The sequence below is a fragment of the Sphingobium sp. RS1 genome, from assembly GCF_056156825.1.
Map to the genome: position 1 here is coordinate 365,251 of NZ_JBLZXE010000003.1, position 19,635 is coordinate 384,885.

A 19,635-nucleotide genomic window follows, 5' to 3' on the forward strand; every position below is an offset into this window, starting at 1 on the left:
TCCTCATGCGCTACAGATTTGCGATCCGCCTGCGGGCGGGCAGCATCCTGCTGCTCGCGGGATGCAGCTTGCCTGCTCTCTCCACCTCCGTCCTGGCGCAAACCGCTGCGGCAGATGAGATCGTCGTGACCGGACAGGCTGTACCGGGTGCCGTTATCGGCGATATTCCTGCCGAAAATCAGCTCAGTCGCGCGGATATCGACGCTTATGGAGTCGATACGGTCAGCGAATTGCTGGATGAGATCACCGCTCAGACCAGCAGCAATCAGGGGCGCAGCGATGATGGGCCGGTGGTGCTGGTCAACGGCAAGCGCATATCCGGCGTCAACGAGGTCAATGACCTGCCGACCGAATCGATCCTGCGGCTCGACATCCTGCCGGAGGAGGTGGCCCTCAAATATGGCTATGATGCGCAGCGCAAGGTGGTGAACATCATCCTGCGCCGCCGTTTCCGATCGCAGGTCGCCAATGCGGGAGGCGGGCTGGCGACTGAAGGGCAGGGCGAGAATATCACCGCTTCCGTTGGTTATACCCGCATCCACGACAATGATCGCATCAACGTTACGGCACGGGCCAAGACGGCGGCATCGCTGCTGGAGAGTGAGCGCGACGTGATCGTTGATCCGGACATAGCGAACGACCCGACGGGGCGTGTGCGGGATGACCGCGCCTATCGGACATTGTCGCCATCGACCCGCAGTTACACCCTCAATGCCAGCGTGGCGCACCAGCTGGGCGGGAAAGCCAATCTGTCCTGGAACGGGCGGGTGGACTATGAAAGCAGCGCCGCGCTCAATGGTCTGCCATCGGACAGCCTGACCGAGCAGGATGGGACGATGGTTGATCGCATACTCTCGCTCGACCCGCTGCGGCAGGATAGTCGGACGCTGACGCTCAGCAGTGGTGTCAGTCTGAATATCGACCTGTCGAAGCTGTGGCGCCTGTCGATGATCGGCAGCTACAGCCATAGCGATACGCGCACCGATAGCGATCGCGGCTATGATCTGGACGATGTCCAGGCGGCAATCGACGCAGGCGAAGTCGATGCCTCCGCCATACTCTCGAATTCATTGCTGGGGCGGATGCAGACGCAACAGGCCCGTGCCTTGCAGGATACGGGCAGCGCCAGCCTGCTGGTCAATGGCAAGCTGTTCAAGGTGCCGGCGGGCAATGTCGGGGTTAGCATGCGTCTGAGCGGCGATACTAGCAGCCTGCAATCCTCGTCCAGCCTTGATGGCATAACGTCGCAGCGCACGATCAGTCGGACCAATGGCGGCGCGCAGATCAGCTTCGACCTGCCGATCGCCAGCCGCCGCAACCATTTTCTATCGGCCCTTGGCACATTGACCGCCAATGTGAATGCGTCGGTGACGCAGGTTTCGGATTATGGGACGCTTGGCACGCTGGGCTATGGCCTCAACTGGACGCCGCGTACCGGCATCACCTTCATTGCCGCAATCAACAATGATCGTACCGCGCCCACGCTGGAGCAGCGCAACAGCCCGTCGATCACGACCAGCAATGTGCGCGTCTACGACTATGTGCGCGGGGAAAGCGCAACGGTGACGCAGGTGAGCGGTGGTAACTCTGCTTTGCGGGCGGACGACCGGCGCCAGTTCAAGCTTGGCGTGACGGCAAAGCCCTTTACCAAGGTCAATCTGACTCTGTCGGCCAATTATGCGGACAGCGTGACACGCGATGCGATCATCAGCCTGTCGGGCGTGTCATCCGCGCTGGAGACAGCCTTTCCCGACCGCTACACCCGCGACGAAGATGGCATATTGACGCGGATCGATACCCGATCGGTCAATGTTGCGCGGGAAGAGGTGAAGCAACTGCGCTGGGGCCTCAATTTCACCCAGATATTGCGCAAGCCCAAAAGGCCCGAGCCGCCCGCCGGCATGGTGCCGCCATGGCAGCGGATAGCGCAGAGCGGCGCGCCCGCACAAGGCAGCACCACCGATGGTGACAAGACAGCATCGGACCAGCGCAATCCCGATATTGCCGGGCAAGCGGACGGCGCCGCCGAAGCTGGGCCGGAAGCAGGCGAAGGCGGCGCCGACATATTGGTGAATGGTCGTCGGCAGGATGATGCCGTGCCGATGGGGCCGCCCGGTGGCTTTGACGGACCTGATGGTTTCGGGCCGCCACCTGGACCGCCGCCTGATGGCGCACCTCCAGGTGGAGGACCGGGGGGAGGAGGGACGCCGGGCGGTGGTCCCGGTGGGCCGCGCGGCCCTCTTCCGGGTGGCGGACCGTTTGGCGGTGGCAGCGACAATGGTGCGCGATTGCAACTGTCGCTCTATCATAGCGTCATGCTGCGTGACGCCGTATTGCTGACGGAAGGCGGGCCCTGGGTCGATCTGCTCAACGGCGGCACGCTGGGCGGCAGCCCGCAGGCCCGGCACAAGGTGCAGTTGAGCAGCGGCCTGATCGACAATGGCGTGGGCGTCCGGCTGGACGGCAACTGGAAGAGCGCGTCCCATGTCAGCGGCGATCAGACGACGTCCGGCGGTGACCTGCGCTTTGGGCAGTTGGTGACATTCGACCTGCGCCTGTTCGCCAATCTGGCCAATCGCTTCCGGGGGCAGGATTGGGCGCGTGGCATGCGCGTCAGTTTCAGCATCGGCAATCTGCTGAACCAGCGGCAGAAGGTGACGGATGCGACCGGTGCCACCCCGATCGCCTATCAGCCAGCCTATCTCGATCCGGAGGGGCGCACACTGATGCTGTCGATCAGAAAGATATTCTGATGCCATGAGCGTCGAGCTGGCTCGGTGTTGCAACTTGCCATCGACGGCTCGCGCTCATCCCGCTAGAGCGAGCGCATGACATCACAGATAACGATCCGCCGCCCCGACGACTGGCATGTTCATCTTCGCGACGGCGACATGCTCAAGGCCGTCGTCGGCTATACGGCGCGGCAGTTTGCGCGGGCTATCGTTATGCCGAACCTGACGCCGCCCGTTATCAGCGTGGCCGCTGGACAGGCCTATCGGGATCGTATCCTCAATGCCTTGCCCGCCGGCGCGGATTTCACACCGCTGATGGTCTTCTATCTGACCGATGATGCCGATCCGGAAGAGATTGCGCGTGGGTATGAACAGGGCGTCTTCGCCGCCTGCAAGCTCTACCCCGCCCATGCCACCACCAACTCGGCGCACGGCGTCACCGATATCCGCAAGCTGACATCGGTGCTGGAAACGATGCAGCGGATCGGCATGCCGCTGCTGATCCATGGCGAAGTGACCGACCGCGACGTCGATATCTTCGATCGAGAGGCGGTGTTCATCGAGCGCATTTTGGTGCCTCTGGTGCGGGATTTTCCTGCGCTCAAGATCGTGCTGGAGCATATCACGACGGCGGAAGCCGTGGCGTTCGTCGAAGGCAGCGGGCCGCAGATCGCGGCGACCATTACGCCGCAGCACATCATCATCAATCGCAATGCGATCTTTGACGGCGGCATTCGTCCCCATGCCTATTGCCTGCCCGTCGCCAAACGCGAGACGCACCGTCTGGCAGTTCGCAAGGCGGCCGTGTCGGGTTCGCCTAAATTCTTTCTGGGGACGGATAGCGCCCCACATGCCATCGATCGCAAGGAAGCGGCCTGCGGTTGCGCCGGTATCTTCAACGCGCCCTTCGCGCTGGAAAGCTATGCGCAGGTGTTCGAAGAGGAAGGCGTCCTTGACCGCCTCGAAGGGTTTGCGTCGGAACATGGCCCCCATTTCTATGGCTTGCCCCTGAACGAAGGCGCCGTCACGCTGAGCCGGGAAGAGGTTGGCGTGCCTGAGAAGGTCATGGCGGGAGAGATCAGCCTGGTGCCTTTCCATGCCGGAGAACTGGTGCGCTGGCGTTTCGTCGGTTGACCGTCTGACGCTACCGCGCCAGTACGCACCCTGCGCTTCGGCAGGTAGAGTTTCCAGCCAACGAATAGCGGACCTGGGGCAAATCCCAGGTCGCGCGAGACATATCTCTATCGCTCGGGATCTGGCGATAAAGTGACACAAGCACCGCAAATGCATGCAGAATTGTCACCGTATTTCGCTTTTGCCTTGCCTGCGGGGACCGGTTTGCAACGCATCTTGGGTCGACAAAGAAAAGAGCCGGACACAGAATAATAGAGATCGATCCTGTAGGACAATCCGGCTGCCACATACGCATTGGCGGGCAGCGATCTGCCCGTGCATTTGCCCGCGCCGCTGGAAAGGCTGATGGTGCCCGCCTCCATTCCCCAGAACGGCGACGCGGCGACCCTTGATCTCGTTTGATTTACCGGTAAATATCATGAAACAATAATAAGATGGAGAGTCGAGGATGCGCAGAGTAGCAAGCGCTGGTCTGATGACGATCATGGCCGTTCTGGCGATGGCGACGCCTGTATCGGTGCCTGCGCAAACGGCGCCGGCAGCCTTTGGTGCGTGTCGCGCCTGCCACAATGTCCAGAAGAATGGAAAAAACGGCCTTGGCCCCAACCTATATGGCGTGGCTGGCCGCCCGGCCGCTTCCATGGCCGGATTCACCTATTCCGCCGCGTTGAAGGCATCCAAGCTCCGTTGGGACGATCAGAGCCTGAACGATTTCCTCGCAGCACCCATGAAGAAGGTGCCGGGGACGCGCATGCCGATTGCAACGCCGGACCCGGCCAAGCGGGCTGCGATCATTGCCTATCTCAAAAGCCTGAAATGATTATGGCGCGCCAGGGCCAGTTGTAGAGCGAGGGGCATAGCATGACGATCACCAGACGGACGATGATGGCGGCCGGATTGGCAGCGGCGATGCCGGTGGCCTCCTTGTCGGCTGCGGGTAGGAATAATCGTTCGAACGCGGCCCATTTCTCCCTGCGCTACGCGCCGCACGAAGGCAGTTTCGCAAGCCGGGGCGGCCTTCTGGAACAGATCGCTTATGCTGCCGATCAGGGGTTTCGGGCCTGGGAGGATAATGAAGCGCGCAGTCGCTCCGTCGAACAACAGGAAGCGATGGCCCGCGCATTGGCAAAGCACGACATGACCATGGGTGTTTTCGTTGCCAGCATGCCCAGATGGTCGGATTTTCGTCCGCTGCTGGGGGCCAACGACGATGCGGACAGGGATGCGTTCCTGGCTGATGTTCGCGCTTCGATCGACGTCGCAAAGCGCCTGAACGCGAAGCATATGACTGTCGTCACCGGCTTCATGGATCGTAAGGTGCCGCAGGATATTCAGACGGGGCGGATCATCGACTGCATGCGCCGCGCAGGTGATATCGTCGCGCCGTATGGCCTTACGCTGGTGATGGAGCCGCTCAACACCCGGACCAACCATCCCGGCATCTTCATGCAGTCGATCGCGCAGGGCTATGCTGTCGCACGCGGCGTCAACGGTCCTGGCGTCAAGATATTGGCGGATGTCTATCATGAGCAGATCCAGTCGGGAAATCTGATCCCGACCCTCGATACCTGCTGGGCGGAGATCGCCTATATCCAGTTCGGCGACAATCCCGGCCGCAAGGAACCGGGCACGGGTGAGATCAACTATAGCAATATCGTCCGTTGGCTTCGCGGGCGCGGCTATGGCGGCGTGATCGGTATGGAACATGGCAATTCGCTGGCTGGCCGTGAAGGCGAAGAGCGCCTGATCGCCGCCTATCGCGCCATCGACAAGGCATAAATGAAGGAGAGCGAGAGGATGAAGCGCATTCCTATCGGCATGGCAATGGCGGTCGGCCTGATGGCAGGCACGCTGGTTCATGCGCAGGACAAGCCCGGCAAACCGGGGTTCACGGATACGCCGATGCTGCCGGGCGGCCAATGGCATGTCCATGATCCCGATCGGCCGGCACCCACGGTCGTCATCCCGGCGGTCCAGCCGGGCGGTGCGCCGTCCGACGCGATCATCCTGTTCGACGGCCAATCGCTCGATGCCTGGCGCAGCGAGCGCAAGCCGTGGACGGTGGAAAAGGGCGTGATGACCATCCCGTCGCGCGCGGAAAGCGGCGGCGAAAATGCCCTGATCTCCAAACAGGAATTTGGCGACGTCCAGTTGCATCTGGAATTTCGTTCGCCCAATCCACCGCAGAAAAGCTCGCAGGATCGCGGCAATAGCGGCATCTGGTTCATGCAGCGCTATGAGGTGCAGATCCTCGATGGCTATCAGAACCCGACCTATGCCGACGGCACGGTGGGGTCGGTCTATGCGTGGAAGCCGCCTCTGGTGAACCCGTCGCGCAAGCCCGGCGAATGGCAAAGCTATGATATCGTCTTCGAACGGCCCCGCTTCGCCGCCGATGGCAGCGTTACGCGCCCCGCCTATGTCACCGTGCTGCTGAACGGCGTGCTGGTGCAGAACCATCAGGCGATGCTGGGCACCACCGTCTGGCGCAAGGTCGCCCAATATCAGGCCCATGGCGACAAGGCACCGATCCAGCTTCAGGATCATGACTCGCCGGTATCGTTCCGCAATATCTGGGTCCGGCCACTGCCGGAGGATGCGATCGCACAGGATGAAAAGGGAGCAGGACAATGATGGATCGCAGACAGGCGCTGGCCGGCGTGCTCGCCATGTTCGGCGCGCAGATTTTCGCGCCGCTCGCGCGCGCGGCTGGTATCGCCCCGGCCGGCGTCATCAGTGAGGGCGCACCCAGCGTCCAGGTCTTCACGCCCGACCAGCGCGCGCTGATGACGGCGCTCAGCGAACGCATATTGCCGACGACCGACACGCCTGGCGCCATCACCGCGGGCGTGCCCGCCTATATCGAGAAGCTGCTGGCCGACTGGGCGTTGCCGGAGGATCAGGCGCCGATCCTGTCCGGCCTCGCGGAAATCGACGCGCGTAGCCGGCAGGATTACAAACTGCCCGCCGTCGATGCCAAGCCGGAGCAGCAGGACGCGCTGCTCACGCTGGCGATGAACGACGGCTTCCCCAACGGCATCGGGTTTTTCGAAGCGTTCCGGCAGATGGTCATCACCGGCTATTACACGTCGGAAATCGGCATGACGCAGGAACGCGAATATCTGCCCGTGCCCGGCGAATATAATGGCGCGTTCCCCTATGCTCAGGTCAACAAGGTCTATTCCGCATGATGATGAACCGTCGTTCCCTCCTGCTGGGTGCAGGTGGCCTTGCAGCGCTCGCCGGCCAGAACCTCATCGCGGGCGGCGCACAGGCCGCACAGATTCGCAAGATCGGCCTGCAACTCTATACCGTGCGTGAACTCTTCGCCGCCGATCCGGTCGCCACGCTGGAGCAGGTCGCCAGGGTCGGTTATCGCGAAGTCGAATATGGCGGTGGCGGCTATGACGCGATGGATCACAGGCTGCTGCGCAAGACGATGGATCGCCTCGGCCTGACCAGCCCGTCGCTGCATATCGGCTATGATGCGCTGCTGGACAATTTCGATGCCAGCGTCGCCATGGCGAAGACGCTGGGCGCAGACACGGTGATCCTGCCTTATATGGTGGACAAGCATCGCGAAGCGGCGGCCTGGGACGCGGCGCTGGTCAATATCAATCGTTTCGGCGCGCAGTTGAAGGCGGCCGGTCTTGGCTTCGCCTATCATAATCACGACTTCGAGTTCACCGTGAAGCCCGATGGCGTCAGCCTGTTCGATCGGCTGGTCAAGACCTGCGATCCCGAACTGGTGAAGATCGAACTGGACCTCTACTGGGCGGTCCATGCCGGGGAGGATGTCCAGGCGCTTATCAAGCGCCTTGCCGGTCGCATCTATGCCTATCATGTGAAGGATATGCGTGCCGATCGCAGCATGACGGCCGTGGGGGCGGGGACGATCGACTTTGCCAGCCTGTTCAAGCTGAACGGCATTTCCGGCGTGCGACATTTCTATGTCGAAAACGACCAGTGCCCCGCGCCCTACATCCCGGACATCACCCAAAGCTTCCAGACGCTGCGCACCCTGCGTTTCTGACAATAGCCTCAAGGAGAGGATCATCATGGCTTCGACAGACAGGTTCGATGCGATCGTCATCGGTTCGGGCATCAGCGGTGGCTGGGCCGCCAAGGAATTGACGGAAAAAGGCTTGCGCGTCCTGATGCTGGATCGCGGCCACATGGTCGAGCATGGCGAAGATTATGCCTATGACGGCCGCCCGGCTTATGAAGTTCCGGCGCGCAACATCATGCCGGATGCCCTGCGCGAGAGCGACTATTTCATCGCCAAGCACGGCTATGTTCAGCCGAGCAACCAGGCTTTCTACAATAATGACCGGCTGAATCCCTATGACTATGGCGAGGGCAGCAAATTCTACTGGATTCGTCCTGCGGCGGTCGGCGGCAAATCACTGATCTGGGGACGCTGGAGCTTCCGCTGGAGCGCCGCCGATTTCGAGGCGAACAAGCGCGAGGGGATCGGTGGCGCCTGGCCGATCGGTTATGATGACCTGGTTCCCTGGTATGACTATGTCGAAAAATATATCGGCGTGTCGGGCTCGCGGGAAAATCTGGCCTATCTGCCTGACAGCCAGTTCCAGCCGCCCATGCCGATGAATATCGCGGAAAAATGGATGAAGCAGCGGCTGGAAAGCGAATTTCCCGGTCGAAAGATGATCCATGCGCGCCTGTCCAACATGACCGAGGACAAGCCGGAGCAAGGCCGGACCAAATGCCAGTTGCGCAACCAGTGCGGCAATGGCTGTTCCTTCGGTGCCTATTTCTCGACCCAGGCCGTCACGCTGCCAGCGGCGCGGGCGACCGGACGACTGACGCTGCGGTCCGATGCCGTCGTCACCAGCCTGGACTATGATCCCGCCACCAAGAAAGTGACGGGCGTCCGCTTCATCGACGCCAAGACCGGTCAGGCTGAAACTGTCAGCGCGAAACTGGTCTTCCTCAATGCCTCCACCCTCGGATCGGTGCAGATTCTCATGAACTCGCGCCAGCCTGACGGGACACGCAGCCATTTCGACTCCAGCGGCACGCTGGGCCGCTATGTCATGGACCATATCTTCCGCGTCGGTGTGAAGGGCGACATTCCCGGCATGGATGAATTTATCGAATATGGTCGCCGCCCCGGCGCCATCTATGTCCCGCGCTTCCGCAACAATGACAAGGACGACGGGATCGGCTTCAGGCGCGGCTATGGCTATCAGGGCGGCGCCTATCGCGAGCCGGCAAGGCCGGTGGGCTTTGGTGCGTCGATGAAAGAAAGCATGCGCCGCTATGGCGGCTGGAAATTCCAGATGGGCGCGTTCGGCGAATGCCTGCCTTATGAAGATAATCATGTCGCGCTCAATCCGGACAAGACCGACCGGTTCGGCATACCGCTCATGCGGTTCAACGTTACATTCCGCGAAAATGAGCAGCGGATGATGATCGACGCCCGCGAGCAGGGGGAGAAGATGTTGCGCGCTGCCGGCCTCAAAAATGTCGAGAGCAGCGTGAAGGAACATGTGCCGGGTGACGCCATTCACGAAATGGGCGGCGCGCGCATGGGGGACGATCCGCGTGCATCGGTGCTCAATAAATGGAGCCAGGCGCATGATGCCTCGAACCTGTTCGTCACCGACGGCGCGCAGATGGCATCGATCAGTTGCGTCAACCCGTCGCTGACCTTCATGGCCTTGACGGCGCGGGCCGTGGATCATGCCGTCAAGGGACTGAAGGCCGGCACGGTCTGACCATCATCCTGTCCCTTTCGCCACTATGACGCGATCGGCAAAGCGCTATCGGGGAAAGGAAGGGACATGGATGCGACGGTGAAAAGGAGACGAAGGGGGGTAACCGTCCGCGCCGTGGCGGAACGGGCCGGCGTGTCCGCCATGACTGTATCGAACGTTATCAATGGTGCCGGCCGCGCCAGCGCCGCAACGATCGCGGCGGTGCAGGCAGCGATCGATGAACTGGGCTATGTCCCCAACCTCGCCGCCCGCCGTCTGGCCAAGGCGCGGGCGACGACGATGGGGCTGATATACGACCGACGCACGCCCTTTCTTGACGCGGTGCTGGTCGGTTCGTTGCGGGCGACCAATGCCCATGGGCTGCAACTCATCCTGCGCGATGGCGAGGATGTCGCGCGCGTTGGCGCCGAACGGATCGCGCAGGACCTGGTGCGCAGCGGGGCGGATGCGCTCCTCCTCGTGCCGCCATTTGCCGAACAGTTGAGCGGCTCGGCGGTGCTTGCGTCGCTGGGGGTCCCGCTTGCGGCGATCGCGACCGGCACCGCCATGGCGGATGTCACGACCGTCCGTATCGACAATCAGACGGCGATGTTCTCCATCACTGAACGGGTTATAGCCAACGGCCATCGGCGCATTGCCTATATTGCCGGGCCCGATCCCTACAGCGTCGTTTCCGCGCGTCTGGCGGGTTTTCGCACGGCCCTGCGCCAGCATGGCCTCGACGAGGATGAGCGGTTGATCGTCGAACATGGCGATTTCGACTATATGTCGGGGATTGCGGCTGCGCAGTCGCTCCTGTCGAACCCCGGCCGGCCCACGGCGATCATATGCAGCAGCGACGATCTGGCCGCCGGCGTCATTGCCCAGGCCAACCATCTGGGGCTTTGCCTGCCGCGCGATCTGACGGTGACGGGCTTTGACGATACCTTGCTGGCATCGCGCATTTATCCGCCTCTCACGGTCGTCCGGCAACCGGTGGAAGAGATGGCCTTCCGCGCGACCCAATGCCTCATCGCTGCGCTGGGGAAGGGGGCCGAGAAGATGGTCATCACCGATGAAATGTTCGATCATGTCATCGTGGAGCGCCAATCCGTGACGCGGGCGCCGGATATCTGATCTCACTAAGGCATGAGCATGCTGCGTTAAATGCGACGCAGATCACATGCTCTAAGTTTTTGTTGTCGCATCGTTTTAAGCGGAAAACTGGTTCCCACTTTTCCGCACGATGCTCTGGCAGCAGAGGAACGCCATGCTATCCGTAAACCAGGCGACCGTTCCGAACCAGACTTGATGTCAGGCTCGACCCATGTGCGGTGCCTGCATCTTCACCATATCAACGCGCCGCCTTAATTGACAAAGTAAATTAATTTAATAAATTGCGTGCCATCCGGTTGGGCGGCGCAAGATCGCCCTTGGAGAGGAAAGGGCCGATCAGGCATGGCTTGCACGCATAATGTTTCTCGACCTCGCTGGCCCCGGCCTATGCTCATGGCGGGCCTGCTTGCAACAGTGGCGCAGAGCGCCGGAGCCCAGTTGCCCGTGCAAAAGGGCGTCGATCTCGCCAATCCGCTGGTCGGCACCGCGCCGCTCGACCGACCGGACCTGATCGGCAACGCTCCGCCACCGGGGGAACCGGTCTATTCAGGGCAGACATCGCCGGGCGCGCGCCTGCCTCATGCATCGGTCGAAACCGCGCCGGTGAACAATAATATCGCGCTGACCTACCCCAATGGCGTGCCGACGCCCTATCATTATCCCAATCCCACGATGATCGGCTTCACCGGTGGTGGCGGGCAGACCTATGGCGGCAATGCCGAACCGATCATCATGCCGGTGGTGGGCGACTTTTCGGTGCCGCCCGCCTACACGCAGGCCTATTATGACAAGAAGCGGGAGGTCGCGTCGCCCGGCCGCTATTCGGTCTATCTCGACACATTCAGCACGCAGGTGGACCTGACCGGTACCCGCTGGGCCAGCCTGATGCAGTTCACCTTACCGCAAAGCCAACGGTCGAACATCCTGCTCAACCTGCCCGGTCATGGCGGCACGGTGGAGATTGTGGGCGACCATATGATCCGGGGCGTGTCGAAGGGACGGGAGTCGATCGACGGCCGCTATTTCGTCGCCGAATTTTCGCGGCCCTTCACTACCCATGGCGTCTTCAGCAAGGCGGCGGGCGACGCGACGGGATGGGGCATAGGCGACAAGCATGTTGCGCCGGGCGAACGCAAAATAGATGGTGCCTATGCCGGCGCCTACGTCACCTACGACACGAAGGCGGGGGAAGAGATTCTGGTCCGCATGGCGCACGGCACCAGCTATGAACAGGCGACCCAGCGATTGCGGCAGGAACTGCCCGACTGGGATTTCGCCGCCGTCCATGCCCAGGCGCGGGGCGTCTGGGACAGGCTGCTCGGCCGCGTAAGGGTCAGCGGCGGCACCGAAAAACAGCGCCGCCTATTTTACTCCACCCTGTTCCAGTCCTTCGCCAGCCCCCGCCTGATCGCGCAGAAGGGGGAGAGTTTCACCGACAGCAATGGTAAGGTGCAGGTCGCTACCCATGATCGCTATGGCCCGGTGCCCTTCTGGGATACCGGCCGCAACCAGATCGTCCTGCTGACGCTGATGGAACCCGAAGTCGTCCACGACATCATGCAGTCCGAATACGAAATGGCGCAGGAAAAGGGGTATATGAATACCTCCTTCCACGGCGACAATGCAGTGTTCCTGTATCTGGGCGCATGGAAGCGCGGCGTCGATTTCGACTATGCGGGCGTGTGGAATTATCTGCGGAAAAACGCGACCGATCCCAAGGGACCGCGAGACTATCTGGCCGAATATGACCGCAACGGCTGGATCGCCGACATTGTGCCCGACGGCAATCCCAGCCCTCCCTATGCCGGTGGTAAGGCGGGTGCGGCGACCACGATGGAATATGCGTGGGACGATCATGCGCTGGCCGATTATGCTGGACGGCTGGGACAGGCGGACGACCAGCGCCGCTTCCTGAAACGCGCCGGCAATTACGCCAATGTTTTCGACAAGGGCACCGGCTTCATCCGGGGGCGCACGGCAGACGGCCAATGGATCGCGCCCTTCGACCCGCAGGAACCCTATTATAATTTCATGATGAAGGAAGCGTCGGGATGGTCGACGCTCTGGCTCGCCCCGCATGATGTGAAGGGGTTGATGGCTCTGCTGGGCGGGCGGGACGCGTTCAATGCTAAACTCGATCAGTTCTTTGCCACGCCCTACACGCCAAAGGGTATCTGCCGCGACTGCACCGGCCTGATCGGTCAATATGTCCACGGCAATCAGCCCGACCAGCAGGTGCCCTATTATTATGACTGGTCCGGCCAGCCATGGAAGACGCAGGCGCTGGTCCGTCGAATCCTGACCGACATGTATGGCAGCGACGCCGCCGGTTACGGCTATGCCGGGATGGACGATCAGGGCGCGACCTCCTCCTGGTATGTCATGAGCGCCATGGGCTTCTACCCGGTCGATCCGTCGAGCGACGTCTACATGATCGGCAGTCCGGTGTTCGACCATGTGTCGCTGGAAATGGGTGGCGGCAAAAGGCTGGAGATCAGCGCAAAGAACAACAGCGCCACCAATATCTACATCCAGTCGATGACGCTGAACGGGCGGCCATGGGACAAGCCCTGGTTCCGCCATGCCGACATCAAGGATGGGGCAAAGATCGCCTTCGTAATGGGGCCGAAACCCAATGTGAAATGGGGTAGTGCGCCGTCAGCGACGGCACCGTCCATGTCCGACGACAAGGGGAAATGAGCATGCGCTTTTTCGGCCCGGCCCTGATGGCCCTTTCCGTTGCGGTGGCACCGATCGCCATCGCGCAAAGTGATGCCACTTATACCAGCGACCTTACGACCAGTTGGGGCAGGGCGGTGACGCCCGACAATGTATGGCAAAGCTATCCCCGCCCGCAATTGCAGCGGCGCGAATGGCGCAACCTCAATGGCCTGTGGGACTATGCCATCACCGTGCCGGCGGTCGCCCGGCCGGAAAAGATGGATGGGCAGATATTGGTGCCCTTTCCGGTCGAATCGCGCCTGTCGCGGGTGGCGCGCAAGCTGACGCCCGACCAGCGGCTCTGGTACAAGCGCAGTTTCACCGTGCCCGCCAACTGGGCGGGGCAGCGGATCATGCTGAATTTCGGCGCAGTAGACTATGCGTCGCAGGTGATGGTCAACGGCGCGCCGGTGGGCGGGCATAAAGGTGGCTTCGATGCCTTCGGCTTCGACATCACCGATTATCTGAAACCGGGCGATAACGAACTGATGGTGCAGGTAGCCGATCCCAATTCGGCGGGTACCCAGCCGCGCGGAAAGCAGTCGCTGGACCCCAGCGGCATCTGGTACACGGCCGTCAGCGGCATATGGCAGACGGTGTGGATCGAACCCGTCCCCAAACTCCATATCGCTGATGTCCGCGCCACCGCCGATATCGACCGGGGGGTGTTGGAGGTGGACGTGGCGCTCAGCAACTGGGCCGGCGACACCGACGCCGTGCGCCTGACCGCCAGCAGCGGCGGGAAAGTCATCGCCAGCACGATCCTGCGCGGCAACCGCCACGCCACCCTGCCGATCCCGAACGCCCATCTCTGGTCGCCCGACGATCCGTTCCTTTACGACCTGAAGGCCGAACTTATCACCGTGCGTGATCCTTATGCCGGGCAGCAGGACCGCGACCGGAACGCTTATGACGCCCGCTTCACGCTGGCCGAAACGCAACGCTATGCCGCCGCGCAACCTGACGGCGCGGTGCGCGACAGCGTCGACACCTATTTCGCCATGCGCAAGATTTCGGTGGGGCAGGGACCGGTGCGGGGCCAGCCGGTGCTGCTGCTCAACAACAAGCCGCTTTTCCACAACGGCACGCTGGACCAGGGCTGGTGGCCGGACGGCCTGTTGACCCCACCGTCGGAAGAAGCGATGAAGAGCGATCTCCTCTTCCTCAAGAAAGCGGGCTTCAACATGGTCCGCAAACATATCAAGGTCGAACCGGCGCGCTATTATTACGACGCCGATCGCCTCGGCATGATGATCTGGCAGGACATGCCGTCTGGCGGGGGAGAGGATCAGTTCGTCGCCGGCACCAGTCAGGGGCAGGCGGTCTTCCCATCTTCGACCATGGCCGACCATATCGAGGAACTAACCCGCATGATCGGCAATCTGCGCGCCTTTCCCTCCATCGTGCTGTGGGTCGTCAATAACGAAGGCTGGGGCCAGTTCGACAGCGACACCCTGTCCCGCACGGTCAAGGGGCTCGACCCCAGCCGCCTTGTCGATGCCAACAGCGGCTGGATGGATGTCGCCCCCGGCGTATCGGATGTGTTCGACATCCACACTTATGAGGACAAGCCCAACCTCCCCGCCCGCCATGCCGATCGCGCCATCGTGCTGGGCGAATATGGCGGCGTCGGTCTGCCGGTGAAGGGCCATTTGTGGAAGCCCGGAAAGTCGCTCTGGAGCTATCAGGTGGCGGGCGGCGACGGCGATTATCTGACCCGCTACCGCGTGAAGATGGAGGAGGTGGTGCGGCAGGCGAAGCTGCATGGCCTGTCCGCTGCCGTCTACACGCAGACCAGCGATGTGGAGGATGAAATCAACGGCCTCCTGACCTACGACCGCGCACAGGCCAAGGCCAAGCCCGAGGATCTGGCGAAGATCGCCGCGCCGCTGTGGGATGGCACACCTTGAACGGGACGTCGCTCGACCGTGTCGCTGGCGTGTCTTAATTTAATTGACAAATTGCTTTTTTTAATCTGATATCGGCGATGGGTAGGGTTGATAGTCGGGACCATTCCGGGTCGTCGCCTCTGTCCGTCATAAAAATCGAAAAGGGCGGATACCGCCGCAAACCCTTGGGAGGGTGCTGAAATGACTATTGGATGTGAGGAAAGCCGCCTTGGTTCTGGCCGCGCCCGATTGGCGCGGGCTTTGCTGATTTCGGCCAGCGTCATGGGTGTTGCCACCGCCGCACAGGCGCAGGATGCGGTGCCTCAGCAGCAGCCTGCCGCCGTGCCCCAGGATGGCAGCGATCAGGGCAATACCATCGTCGTCACCGGCTATCGCCAGTCGATCGAACAGAGCCTGCGCCAGAAGCGCGAGGCCAATGCCTTTGTCGACGTCATCACGGCAGAGGATATCGGCAAATTCCCCGACAAGAATGCGGCCGACTCGTTGCAACGCGTGCCGGGCGTCATCATCGAGCGGGACGGCGGTGAGGGTTCGCGCGTCAGCATCCGCGGCCTCAGTTCCGATCTCACCCTCACCCTGCTCAACGGCAATTTCATAGCCTCGGCCGATAGCGGCGATCCGTCGCGTTCGTTCAACTATACCCTGCTGCCTGCGAACATGATCTCCAGTGTCGAAACCTTCAAGTCGCCCGAAGCGCGGCTGGACGAGGGCGGCGTCGGCGGCACCGTCATCCTCAAGACCCGCCGCCCGCTCGATCTGGAACCCTGGACCGGCTTCGTCTCGGCCGAAGGCGTCTATGCCGACGTATCGAAGAAGTTCGAGCCGCAGGTGTCGGGACAGCTTAGCTGGCGCAATGCCGATGAGACGTTCGGCATCCTGGTCGGCGCCACCTATCAGGAACGGCGTAACCGTACATTGTCGGCCGGTACCGAAAGCTGGGCCTGGTGGACCTACGACCGCGCCAATGAGCCGGCCACGGACGTCAATGGCAATCCCTATGCGAACGATAGCGCGATCAGCTACTGGTCGGAGAATACCGGCACCACGACGCAGGATGGCACCCGCTATTCGGGTTATTGGGCACCGCAGGCGGTCAGCCAGTCGATCCAGGATCAGCAGCGCAAGCGTCTGGGCATTCAGGCTACTGCGCAATGGAAGCCCACGGACGAACTGACCCTCACCGCCAATTATTTCCGCTTCCAGATCAAGAACAACTTTACGTCCAACGTGCTGAAGATCCCCGAATGGGGCTATCGCAATTTTTTCACTGGCGGCACGTTCGACGAGAGCGGTACCATCTTGCAGGGGGCGAATTTCGCGGTGCCGGCCGCAGGCACTGGCTGTCTGGCGCAGGCCACACCCTGCACCATGGAAACGCCGCAACTGTCGGGCCAGTATAGCCGCGAAAAGATCACGTCGAACACCTTCGACATCAATGGCGAATATGAACATGACCGGTTCAAGGCCGGCTTCGTCTTCGGCAAGACGCGGGCGACCGGCGGCCCCTCGCTGCGCTTCAGCGTTGCGGCCAAGCCGCGCCTGACCACCGCAACCCAGAATGTCAGCGGCAATCTGGTCAGCGATTGGGCGTTCAAGAACGGCTCGGTCGACATGCAATTCTCCCCCGAACTGCAGCAGAATATCATGAATGGCATTGCCCAGATCGACGTCGGGTCAACTGGCGGCAGTTACACCAACAGCCTGATCGAACAGACCTATGCCCAGGTCGACCTGACCCGTTCCTTCGACGGCTTCATCGACTCCGTGCAGGTCGGCGCCAAATGGCGGGACGGAAAGGTCAATCGCAAGATCGGCCGGGCCGAATGGTATGCCGATGCCGAAAACAAGATCCGTTATCAGGATACGCCGGGCGGCGCCGTGGCGCGTCCGGAATTCTTCTACGACAAGTCGATGGGCAATATCCCGGGCGGCTTCACCGCCAGTTCTTTCCCCGGCATCAATTTCGGCAATTATCTGGACTATCTGAACAGCACCTATGGTGACTCCGTCCGGGTGGAGGAGGACCAGAATCTCTATCGCATCGGGGAAAAAATCTGGGCTGGCTATGCGCAGGTCAATTTCAAGACCGATACGTTGCGCGGCAACCTCGGCCTGCGCGTCGTCAATACCAAGCAGACCGGTCGGTCGACCGATACGCTTTATTATCAGGACGATTATTGCGTGAATGGGCCGGGCGGTCCCTTCTCGCCGCCGCCGCAGGGGGCGGACGGCAATTGCCTCGTCATCCCGCTCGATGATCGCGAACGCCGCGTCTTCAGCGCGGTCGATGAATCGAAGAGCTACACGGATTTCCTGCCCAGCTTCAACATTTCATGGGAAGTCCGCCCCGACCTCGTACTGCGCGGCGCCGTGTCGAAGGTGATTGCGCGACCGGGTTATAATGACCTCGCCGGCGCCCGTTCGCTGACCTTCAACAGCGATGCCTTCGTCTATGACCGTCAGCAGTTCGGTGCGCGGCCCGGCTGGTTCGGCAATGGCGGCAATTTCGACCTGAAGCCTTTCTCCGCCTGGCAATATGACCTTGGCATCGAATGGTATTTCCATCAGGGATCGGTGCTGGGTGCCACCCTGTTCCGCAAGGATGTGTCGGACTTCATCGTGCCGCTGGTGCTGGACCTGACCCAGACCGTCGCGGGCGAGACGGTGGTGGTCCAGCAATATTCGACCCAGGCCAACGGCTCGAAGGCCAAGTCGCAGGGCATCGAGCTTTACGCACAGCATACCCTCCCCTTCGGCCTTGGCGCGCAGGTCAACTTCACCTTCAACGATACCTCTGTCGCGGACATCGCGCTGGATGGTCAGACGGTCGGCACCTCGCCGCTGGTCGGCAGCGCCAAGACGCAGCTCAATGCGTCGGTCTTCTGGGAAACCGACAAGTTCCTGGTCCGCGCCTCCTATAATCGTCGCGGCAAGGTGGTGCGCGGCATCGCATCCGGCCTCAATATCTATGACGACCCCTATGAACAGGTCGACCTCAACGCCTCCTATAATATCAACGACAAACTGTCCCTGACGGCATCGGTCATCAACCTGACCAAATCGGAACAGCGGCAGCATCTTGGCAATGACACGAAAGATCGTTTCTATTCGAACGTCTATGCCGGGCGGCGCGCCTATGTCGGCGTGACCTATAATTTCTGACCGGGTCATGTCGAAGGAGGTGAGTGTCTGCACGCACTCACCTCCCTTTTTGAAGGGAGCACAATGACAGTTGGTCGCACATCAGTCGGTCTGTTGATCGCAGCGATGCTCTTTCCGGCTGCGGCGATCGCCGGCAATCCGGTTCTGCCGGGCTATTATGCCGATCCGGAAATTCGCGCTTTTGACGGGCAATATTGGATATATCCCACCTATTCAGACCATGATGGTGTGCCGGACCTGACCAGCAACTTCACGCCGGAACAGGAACAGGCGCGCAAGGCCAGTTCGATCCGCCCTTCCTATCTTTACCAGACGTTCTTCAATGCCTTCTCCTCACCCGATCTGGTGCATTGGACGAAGCACCGCCATGTGCTCGACGTCGCGAATATTCCCTGGGCCCATAAGGCGATCTGGGCGCCTTCCGTGATCGAGCATGGCGGGCGCTATTATATGTTTTTCAGCGCCAACGATATTCAGAATGACGATGAGACAGGCGGCATTGGCCTTGCGGTCAGCGATGATCCGGGCGGGCCGTTTCGCGACGCGATCGGCAAGCCGCTGATCGACAGATTCCATAATGGCGCGCAACCGATCGACCCCTTCGTCTATCGCGACGAAGATGGTCAGGTCTATCTCTTCTATGGCGGTTGGAAACATTGCAATGTCGTGCGGCTCAGTGCCGACCTGCGCACGGTCGTCCCGTTCGAAGATGGCACATTGTACAAGGAAATCACGCCGCCCGGCTATGTCGAGGGTAGCTTCCTCATCAAGCGCAAAGGCGTCTATTATTTCATGTGGTCCGAGGGCGGATGGACCGGGCCGGACTATAGTGTCGCCTATGCGACCGGTCCGACCGCCACTGGCCCCTTCACTCCGCGCGGCCGGATATTGGCGCAGGATTTCAGGATCGCGCGGGGGGCGGGGCATCATTCCGTGCTCAACATTCCGGGGACGGATGACTGGTTCATCGCCTATCATCGCCGGCCGCTGGGCGATGATGTCGGTGAACATCGGCAGGTCGCGATCGACAGGCTGTTGTTCGACGCGGACGGCAGCATTCGCCCGGTGGTGATGACGAACGACGGCGTGGCACCGCAAAGGCCGCCGCACGCCAGGACAGCAGGGGAGTAATTGGGCGTG

Annotated in this window: 13 protein-coding genes; all 13 read left to right on the forward strand. The window is 61.4% G+C overall.

Annotation, left to right across the window (positions count from 1 at the left end; genetic code table 11):
* The first annotated feature begins 5 nt into the window (after positions 1 to 5).
* The 13 genes from ACNHGR_RS21680 to ACNHGR_RS21740 all read left to right on the forward strand — a co-directional run bounded on the left by ACNHGR_RS21680 (position 6) and on the right by ACNHGR_RS21740 (position 19,626).
* Positions 6 to 2,753: a TonB-dependent receptor gene (locus ACNHGR_RS21680; RefSeq protein WP_475288849.1), complete on the forward strand. Its 2,748-nt coding sequence runs from the start codon at positions 6 to 8 to the stop codon at positions 2,751 to 2,753.
* A 75-nt stretch (positions 2,754 to 2,828) separates the two neighbouring features.
* Positions 2,829 to 3,866, forward strand: coding sequence for a dihydroorotase (gene pyrC, locus ACNHGR_RS21685; protein WP_475288850.1), 1,038 nt, complete (start codon positions 2,829 to 2,831; stop codon positions 3,864 to 3,866).
* 448 nt (positions 3,867 to 4,314) lie between these two features.
* Positions 4,315 to 4,686 carry a c-type cytochrome gene (locus ACNHGR_RS21690; RefSeq protein WP_475288852.1) on the forward strand — a complete coding sequence of 124 codons (372 nt, stop codon included), beginning with the start codon at positions 4,315 to 4,317 and terminating at the stop codon, positions 4,684 to 4,686.
* A 41-nt stretch (positions 4,687 to 4,727) separates the two neighbouring features.
* Positions 4,728 to 5,645 carry a hydroxypyruvate isomerase family protein gene (locus tag ACNHGR_RS21695; protein ID WP_475288854.1) on the forward strand — a complete coding sequence of 306 codons (918 nt, stop codon included), beginning with the start codon at positions 4,728 to 4,730 and terminating at the stop codon, positions 5,643 to 5,645.
* A gap of 18 nt (positions 5,646 to 5,663) precedes the next feature.
* Positions 5,664 to 6,500 carry a 3-keto-disaccharide hydrolase gene (locus tag ACNHGR_RS21700; protein WP_475288856.1) on the forward strand — a complete coding sequence of 279 codons (837 nt, stop codon included), beginning with the start codon at positions 5,664 to 5,666 and terminating at the stop codon, positions 6,498 to 6,500.
* Positions 6,497 to 7,057, forward strand: a complete 561-nt coding sequence (locus tag ACNHGR_RS21705) for a gluconate 2-dehydrogenase subunit 3 family protein (protein WP_475288857.1) — start codon at positions 6,497 to 6,499, stop codon at positions 7,055 to 7,057. Before ACNHGR_RS21700 ends, ACNHGR_RS21705 begins: the two co-directional genes overlap by 4 nt.
* A complete protein-coding gene (locus tag ACNHGR_RS21710; RefSeq protein WP_475288859.1) occupies positions 7,054 to 7,899 on the forward strand; it encodes a sugar phosphate isomerase/epimerase family protein in 846 nt (281 codons plus the stop codon). Before ACNHGR_RS21705 ends, ACNHGR_RS21710 begins: the two co-directional genes overlap by 4 nt.
* Before the next feature lie 25 nt (positions 7,900 to 7,924).
* The gene (locus tag ACNHGR_RS21715) at positions 7,925 to 9,607 is read left to right on the forward strand and encodes a GMC oxidoreductase (protein ID WP_475288861.1); all 1,683 of its coding nucleotides are present in this window, start codon (positions 7,925 to 7,927) and stop codon (positions 9,605 to 9,607) included.
* 66 nt (positions 9,608 to 9,673) lie between these two features.
* Positions 9,674 to 10,723, forward strand: coding sequence for a LacI family DNA-binding transcriptional regulator (locus ACNHGR_RS21720; RefSeq protein ID WP_475288863.1), 1,050 nt, complete (start codon positions 9,674 to 9,676; stop codon positions 10,721 to 10,723).
* A gap of 372 nt (positions 10,724 to 11,095) precedes the next feature.
* Positions 11,096 to 13,402: a GH92 family glycosyl hydrolase gene (locus ACNHGR_RS21725; protein WP_475288864.1), complete on the forward strand. Its 2,307-nt coding sequence runs from the start codon at positions 11,096 to 11,098 to the stop codon at positions 13,400 to 13,402.
* A 2-nt stretch (positions 13,403 to 13,404) separates the two neighbouring features.
* Positions 13,405 to 15,333: a glycoside hydrolase family 2 protein gene (locus ACNHGR_RS21730; protein WP_475288866.1), complete on the forward strand. Its 1,929-nt coding sequence runs from the start codon at positions 13,405 to 13,407 to the stop codon at positions 15,331 to 15,333.
* Between the two features lie 180 nt (positions 15,334 to 15,513).
* Positions 15,514 to 18,495, forward strand: coding sequence for a TonB-dependent receptor (locus ACNHGR_RS21735; protein WP_475288868.1), 2,982 nt, complete (start codon positions 15,514 to 15,516; stop codon positions 18,493 to 18,495).
* Between the two features lie 63 nt (positions 18,496 to 18,558).
* Complete coding sequence (locus tag ACNHGR_RS21740) at positions 18,559 to 19,626, forward strand: glycoside hydrolase family 43 protein (protein ID WP_475288870.1); 1,068 nt, start codon at positions 18,559 to 18,561, stop codon at positions 19,624 to 19,626.
* Positions 19,627 to 19,635 lie beyond the last annotated feature (9 nt).

Bases quoted from the DNA above. Each gene is read 5' to 3' on its own strand.
- ACNHGR_RS21740 (WP_475288870.1), top strand. From the start codon at position 18,559: ATGACAGTTGGTCGCACATCAGTCGGTCTGTTGATCGCAGCGATGCTC.
- ACNHGR_RS21725 (WP_475288864.1), top strand. From the start codon at position 11,096: ATGGCGGGCCTGCTTGCAACAGTGGCGCAGAGCGCCGGAGCCCAGTTG.
- ACNHGR_RS21735 (WP_475288868.1), top strand. From the start codon at position 15,514: ATGACTATTGGATGTGAGGAAAGCCGCCTTGGTTCTGGCCGCGCCCGA.
- ACNHGR_RS21715 (WP_475288861.1), top strand. From the start codon at position 7,925: ATGGCTTCGACAGACAGGTTCGATGCGATCGTCATCGGTTCGGGCATC.
- ACNHGR_RS21710 (WP_475288859.1), top strand. From the start codon at position 7,054: ATGATGATGAACCGTCGTTCCCTCCTGCTGGGTGCAGGTGGCCTTGCA.
- ACNHGR_RS21690 (WP_475288852.1), top strand. From the start codon at position 4,315: ATGCGCAGAGTAGCAAGCGCTGGTCTGATGACGATCATGGCCGTTCTG.
- ACNHGR_RS21700 (WP_475288856.1), top strand. From the start codon at position 5,664: ATGAAGCGCATTCCTATCGGCATGGCAATGGCGGTCGGCCTGATGGCA.
- ACNHGR_RS21730 (WP_475288866.1), top strand. From the start codon at position 13,405: ATGCGCTTTTTCGGCCCGGCCCTGATGGCCCTTTCCGTTGCGGTGGCA.
- pyrC (WP_475288850.1), top strand. From the start codon at position 2,829: ATGACATCACAGATAACGATCCGCCGCCCCGACGACTGGCATGTTCAT.
- ACNHGR_RS21720 (WP_475288863.1), top strand. From the start codon at position 9,674: ATGGATGCGACGGTGAAAAGGAGACGAAGGGGGGTAACCGTCCGCGCC.
- ACNHGR_RS21705 (WP_475288857.1), top strand. From the start codon at position 6,497: ATGATGGATCGCAGACAGGCGCTGGCCGGCGTGCTCGCCATGTTCGGC.
- ACNHGR_RS21680 (WP_475288849.1), top strand. From the start codon at position 6: ATGCGCTACAGATTTGCGATCCGCCTGCGGGCGGGCAGCATCCTGCTG.
- ACNHGR_RS21695 (WP_475288854.1), top strand. From the start codon at position 4,728: ATGACGATCACCAGACGGACGATGATGGCGGCCGGATTGGCAGCGGCG.